This window comes from Zhongshania marina (assembly GCF_002915595.1).
Taxonomy (GTDB): Bacteria; Pseudomonadota; Gammaproteobacteria; order Pseudomonadales; family Spongiibacteraceae; genus Spongiibacter; species Spongiibacter marinus_B.
The window spans coordinates 1-6082 of record NZ_PQGG01000022.1 but is presented as its reverse complement, the minus strand read 5'-3'; the positions used below and the strand labels follow the sequence as shown (position 1 = coordinate 6082).

Annotated in this window: 5 protein-coding genes; 1 reads left to right on the top strand and 4 read right to left on the bottom strand. The window is 49.1% G+C overall.

The genetic code is table 11. The features are described from left to right. Both C0068_RS09880 and C0068_RS09875 read right to left on the bottom strand, forming a co-directional pair. Window positions 1–581, bottom strand: a 581-nt coding sequence (locus C0068_RS09880; RefSeq protein WP_146047869.1) for a helix-turn-helix domain-containing protein, incomplete at its 3' end; no start/stop codon positions are given. A gap of 446 nt (window positions 582–1027) precedes the next feature. Further along, the gene (locus C0068_RS09875) at window positions 1028–2089 is read right to left on the bottom strand and encodes a DNA-binding protein (RefSeq protein WP_103684337.1); all 1062 of its coding nucleotides are present in this window, start codon (window positions 2087–2089) and stop codon (window positions 1028–1030) included. Window positions 2090–2251: 162 nt separating this feature from the next. Here C0068_RS09875 and C0068_RS19565 point away from each other — a divergent pair, with 162 nt between their 5' ends. Continuing rightward, window positions 2252–2581 (top strand): hypothetical protein, encoded by a 330-nt coding sequence (locus C0068_RS19565; protein WP_199176149.1) that lies wholly within the window; start codon window positions 2252–2254, stop codon window positions 2579–2581. On the opposite strand, the gene C0068_RS09865 is transcribed toward C0068_RS19565, so the two are convergent. Then, on the bottom strand, window positions 2571–4778 hold the full coding sequence (locus C0068_RS09865) for a S8 family peptidase (RefSeq protein ID WP_103684336.1): 2208 nt from the start codon (window positions 4776–4778) through the stop codon (window positions 2571–2573). The two genes, C0068_RS19565 and C0068_RS09865, sit on opposite strands and share 11 nt — an antisense overlap. Window positions 4779–4791: 13 nt before the next feature. Continuing rightward, a complete protein-coding gene (locus tag C0068_RS09860; protein ID WP_103682693.1) occupies window positions 4792–5883 on the bottom strand; it encodes an AAA family ATPase in 1092 nt (363 codons plus the stop codon). Window positions 5884–6082: the final 199 nt, after the last annotated feature.

Below are 6082 nucleotides of genomic sequence, written 5' to 3'. Positions count from 1 at the left end.
TTGCTGTAGGTGTCGACAAATGTCTGCTGGTAAATCCGACCAACACCCTTGAGATTGCCCACGTAGAAGGTGTCTTGAGAGCCAAGATAACCGGGATGATGGGTTTCAATTTCCCCGCATGCTTCGTCATCATGTTTCTTCTTTTCAAGGGCTGCAACCTGGGCATCACTCAGAATTATCCCGTCAGTAGCGACTCGCTCTTCCAGTGCTTTAAGCCGCTTTTTAAAGTTCTCAAGACCATTGCGTAACCAGATTGACCGAACACCACTGCCAGAAACAAAGACGCCTATTCTGCGCAGTTCGTTACTAGTTCTGTGCTGACCATGGGCTGGCTGCTCAATGGCATAACTAATGACCGCTTGTTCTATCGTTTCATCGACTCGATTTTTGGTGTTAGGGGTTCTGCGGCTTTTGTTAATCAAATTCTCGATCCCGCCATCATCAACCAGCTCACGATAGCGATAGAACGTATCCCGCGATACGCCCATGACCTTGCATGCTTTAGAGACGTTACCGAGCTCTTCCGCTAAATTTAGCAGACCTGCTTTGTGTTTAATGATGGGATTGCTAGTATGGAGCATGAGAGTTACCTTTTTGTTTTGATTTAAGATTCGACACCTTTATCAAAACGGGTAACTCTCTCTTCTTCAAGAAGATATGTCAGATCAGATTGAGACTTCTACACTTAAGGTCAAATAAAAACCTAACAACGTGGTCTTGTTCGCCGCTGGAAAACGCGGCCGGACTCACTACACTACGTTTCACTCGCCGCAAACCACGCCGTTGTGGCTGTAGAAATACTCGTATTTGAACGTCCGCTTTTCACATCTAATGATTAATATCCCCCAGACTCGAATGCCCGCTTCAGGGTGCTTTGAGTCATTTGATATTGATTGTAAGTGTGTTTAATTTTAATGCAGATTAGCGATAGTAACTCCTTCTCCCCCTCATTTTATTAGTACGAACCCACGGGATTGACTTCATCATCAAGTCGAGTACGCGACTTGATTGGTTTGCCATTTATCATTCAACCCACCTTGCCTGCAAGCTTTGCTGCGTGTTCGAGAAGGGTGTTGAAATGGGTTTGGGCTTTTTGCGCTTTAGGGATTAGAGGTGCCAAGTACTCCAAGTTGACGAGGTGGCGCTCAAGGCCCACCTGCAATGCTTGGTGTGTTTTTGTCGTGCTTTCTATTTGTACGCGGGTTTGGTTGCTTAGGGTCGTGGCATTCTCCAGCTCTGTTTCCAGTCGTGATTGAGCTTTCGCTTGTTCCATCGAATCTGCTCGGTGATTCTCAATAGCCTTATCCAGTTTTTGTTTTAGTACGGTGAGTTCACCCGTGATGCCCCGGTATTGGCGCTGAAGCTCTTGGCGTTCGTTGACCAAGGCGGCGTTATCACGGGTCAACGTCTGCACGGTTTCACGGAGGCTTGTTGCGTCGATCACCGATTCTCTACGTTGTTGTTCCAGTCTCGCTGTCGCAGCATCGTGCTCACTGCGCAGGGCTTTGCGCTGGGCAGCAAAATCTTCCCGTTGTTGTTGTCGATCCATCTGCAGAGCGGTGATCTGCGTATTGCGATCTTGGAGTTGTGCTTCTAATTGGCGAGACCTAGCTTGATCTGCATGGTGGGTGGCCTCGGATTCCGCAATCGTTTTTTCTAGGGTGCTGATGCGCGCTTCTGCGGACTCCAACGCCAAGCGTGTTTTTCGGTGGGCGTCTTGCTCGGCGTCGCACTGTTGACGGCACTCCTTTCGTTTGACTTCCTGTTCAGCCAGTTCCGAATTTTTGTCGGCCAGTGCCTCTTCTAGCTTTCCGACTGCTGAGTCCATGTCGGACCGTGCCTGCTGTGTTAGGTGGTCAATCAATGGTTGGGCCAGGCGCAGGAGCTGGGCGGTTGATTCATCTATTCCAGCCGGTAAGCCAGCATCATCTTGGTACCCAAGCTGATCTAACGCACCTTTGATCCAGCCAAACGAGCCTCCGCCCAAAGTTTTCTGAACCCGATAGGGAGTTACCTGTTTGTTTTGGGACTTAAGTTGTTTGGCAATCTTCTCAACGTCGGTAAGCGAGTGAGCTGCGGCGCGTGCCATGATGGGCCTCCGAGTTTCTCAGTATATAACTAAGTATATAAAAAGCATTAGTAATAAGAAACAATATGTAAGAAAAATTAATGAATATTTTATATTTTATAAGGCGTGATAAATGGTGTTATCACATGTAGACTAATGGAACGGAGAGAAGGGGAGTTTCGTGTGGAAAGACCACGGCGGGAAGGCGTCAGTGTCGAGGCCCTGAAAGAAGCCGGTTTGCGGCAGAATACCCTACGGGCGGCCGACGGCGCTGTGCGGCACTTCGAGCACACCTTTGGCGGCCTGTTGCCGGCGAGCCCCACGGCGATGACCGATTATGGGGTCCTAGGGATTTTGCCTCCAAATACTGCAAAAACCGCCGAAGGCTGCGTATTTACTGGCTTTCAAGGCACCATTAATTCTAATTTAGCCCAATCTACGGAATCTTCCTCAACCTTTGGGTCAAAGAATGAGCAGCCTGGTCGCAAGCCCAGCGTCCATTTTAAACAGTGACTTCAATATCGGCCCTAATTCTTGGCTCAATTTCAGAAAGTATTTCCGAATAGGCTTCTAAAATATCTGCAAAAATGTCTTTATGCTTTGGCGCTTCCAGCGTTACGAAAAACGCATATTTGATGATATCTGCACTTGTGGAATTGATGTCGGCACCAGAGCTTCGAGCCATGTAATGAATTTCGAAGGCGGGATCGTCAAGTTTGTTTCCGTTTTTGCGTTTTTCCGCATGTAAAACAGGCTCCCATTTTGCAGCATCACGCCTGAGCTCTGCTTCGGTAGCTTTTTTAACTTGCTGGAAGAAGGATTCCGACTTCTGCCCCTTTTTGGGCTTCCACGCTATTTCAACACCTGCCTTGGTATACATGGACGTGTCTTGAGGGTCAACGTGGGTTGAAAAGCAGCAGGTCGCCCTAATGCGAACCATTCCGTTAATTCCGCTTTTGGGGATCGGTAGCGGGACTCTCAAATATTTCCCAGGTAGGAGTTCGCCCTGGTACAGTATTTTTGCGACGCCTGATGGGGATCGTATTAAGTCTTCAACCTCATCGATCACTTTTCCCCAGCCAATCTGAAATTGCTCTTGTTCGTTTCGCTGGGCGGAGTTGATCAGTAGCGCCTTTATCGCAAGAGGAGAAATATCGTGGCCAAATAAGGCGCGAATGCCGACCGCCTTTCGCAAAAGATAGGGCGCGGAGAAGCTGGTGCCTTGTTGCGGAACAATTTCTGGGATGGCTGAGGAGTTTAAAACATGAAAGTATTGATGATGAGAGCCGCCAAAGGCGAGCAGATCCGGCTTTACTCTACCTGGCGCTCTCCCTGGCCCGCTTGCACTATAGCTCGCTTTTTGCCAACTCTGATTCATTCTATCTGAAGCGCCGACAGCTATCGCATTTACGCTATCGGAGGGCACTTGTATTCTATTCAACCCCAGCGATTCATCATTTTCCCCGTTATTGCCCGCGGCTATAGTTAATAAGGTTTCACCATCTGCGAGATAGGAGTCCAACATCGATGTCCATGGATGAATCTCATCGTCGTCTATCGGTAGATCAGGGCCGAGGCTGATGTTTAAGAACTCATATTGGCGGGAAATTAAGATATCCTCAATATGGGTTAGCGTCCTATATAGCTCAAGCGGATCTTCGGTATCAATATCGCAATCTAGAACTCGATGGTGATCAACAAATGAATACGGTCGAGGTGCCTCACTCTCGTGGGGTAGCGGCCCAAATAGAAATGCCGATGTCACGCCCAGGCCGTGATCCGTGCCACCTGGGTAGTCTGACGACGCTGAATCAGACAGCTTGTATTCATTTAGCCACGGCTTAATCGCGTGAGTTTCAGGAAGCCCTCCATCTAGAATAGCGACGCGCACATCTGATGCCAACGGCGGTGCCGTGGGTAGTTTGGCCATCGCTGAACCTGGCAGCGAGCGCACCAGGGGCCGGAATGACCGCAGAGGCGCTATCGGCCTTACAACCCGCACGAAGGAGTGACGTGCAAGCTCGATCGCTTTATCTGGATCGCCTATTACGGGAATAAACCATAAACTTGATACCTCCAGTGACAACTCATCCTTGCTTTGGAAGCCCAGCTTATGCGCATAAGCGAGAAAGGATTGTTTAATAAACTCGGAGGTGCCGCCCGGTATGAATTGTATCCCGACCTCAAAATATCCCGGCTTGGAGGATTCGTTCTGTTTTAGCTTTGACGCTGCGGAAACACTGCTAAATCGCCAGACCTTCATTAAGTCCTCAGAAAAAGGCGACTCTTCCGTAATGCCTTGAAGTTTATTGGCATAATCTTCAAAATTTGTGATTTTCCCAGCAATAAAAAGGCTCGTCGATGGGGATGGCTGTGGCGCGCCTTTTCTCATCCATTTGTCTGGCTTGACCTCAGTCGCCTTGCTGCCAATAGACCTTACCCCCATGTCACGGAGCAGCTGCTTTGGATAGTGGCCTTTTGCTATAAACGATGGATGCAGCGTCATTTCCGCGACGGCGTATCCCCGTGGGCAAAGATCGGCATCAAGCGTTGAAAATTCCTTGTTGACGTGTTCGAGCTGTGGTCGAAGCCTCGCCACTACCTCGTTGATGGTGTAAAGGTCTCTACTCTGAGGGTTAATTTTAGGTGGCGGCGTTATTTTTGCCAGCTCTTCAGCCTTGCCGATCAGGTAGTTTGTCTTTTTCGCCATAATAATGTCCTTATTATTCGTTCTCGCCCAATTTCTTGCGAATGGTGTCCCTGCTCACGCCGAGAAGTTTAGCGGCGCGTTGTTTTGGAAAGGCATGCTGGGAGACAAGTTTAACCGCTAGCGTTATTCGTTCCTGCCGCGAAAGCGTATCGATATTGGGAATTAATTGCTGGATGCCAAAATTCTCAAATCCCTCAGGGTTGATCAGCTTCATTTTGCGAAGTTTGTAAATAGCTCGTTTAATATTGCTATACGATTCGCCCCTCAGACTGTCGGCCAGTAAATCCAGGTAATTTGTGAATTCAACGCGGTCATCGCCAAGGAATTCGATGACCGCTTTCTTGATATTTTCGTCATTCGGCAAACTAAAGGTGACATCCAGATCAAACCGGCGCCACAAAGCAGGGTCGACAAGCTCGGGGTGATTTGTGGCGGCCACCAATAACCCTTGATCTGGCCAGTTTTCGATCTCTTGTAGAAGCACGTTTACGAGGCGCTTGAGTTCGCCAACATCGGAGTCATCGCTACGTTTTTTTGCAATGGCGTCGATCTCGTCAAGAAACAAAACGCAAGGATGACTTTTCGCATAGTCCAGGACCGACCGCAGGTTGCTACCGGTTTTCCCTAGCAGACTGCTCATCACCGCCGTAAGATCCAGCACATAGAGAGGCAGGTCGAGTTGTTGAGCCAACCAACCCGCCGTCATGGTTTTGCCGACCCCTGGCGGTCCTTGAAAGATTAATGCACTGGCAGGGCTTAAGCCCTTGAGCGCGAGCTGACTCGCATGACGCCTTTCCATCAATATCTGCTGCAGCTGATCGCTTACGGCGCTGTCGAGGAGTGGCGCTGCCACAGGCGCGCCATGATACCGCCGAAGCAGTGCCAGCTCTAACTTTTCAGGGATCTCCTGCTCAGGGTGGCGCCCTTTCCGCAAGACCCCGTTTGACCTGGAGGTCTCCGATTTCAGCAACGCCTCGAGTTTTGACGCGTAATCCGGGTCTGTCCTACGCGCTTTCCGCACCAGTTTGGCGATGTAGAGCCTCACGTCGGAAGGCTTGCCTTCTAATGCCAGCCTTGCGATTTCCAGCGTTTCATTGGGTTGCATACTGCTTACGCCATTATAAGTGACTAGATTGTGTGTTTATGCATCATTCTAGTCACTGAGAATTATAAAGTACATAATTACATGTAGTTAGAAATCAACATAGATGGCTATTACTTCCACTTTCAGCACTTATTTGTCACAACTCATGCGATCTGCGGGTTGGATGCGTGGCAAGGCGGGGAAAATGGTATTATCACAT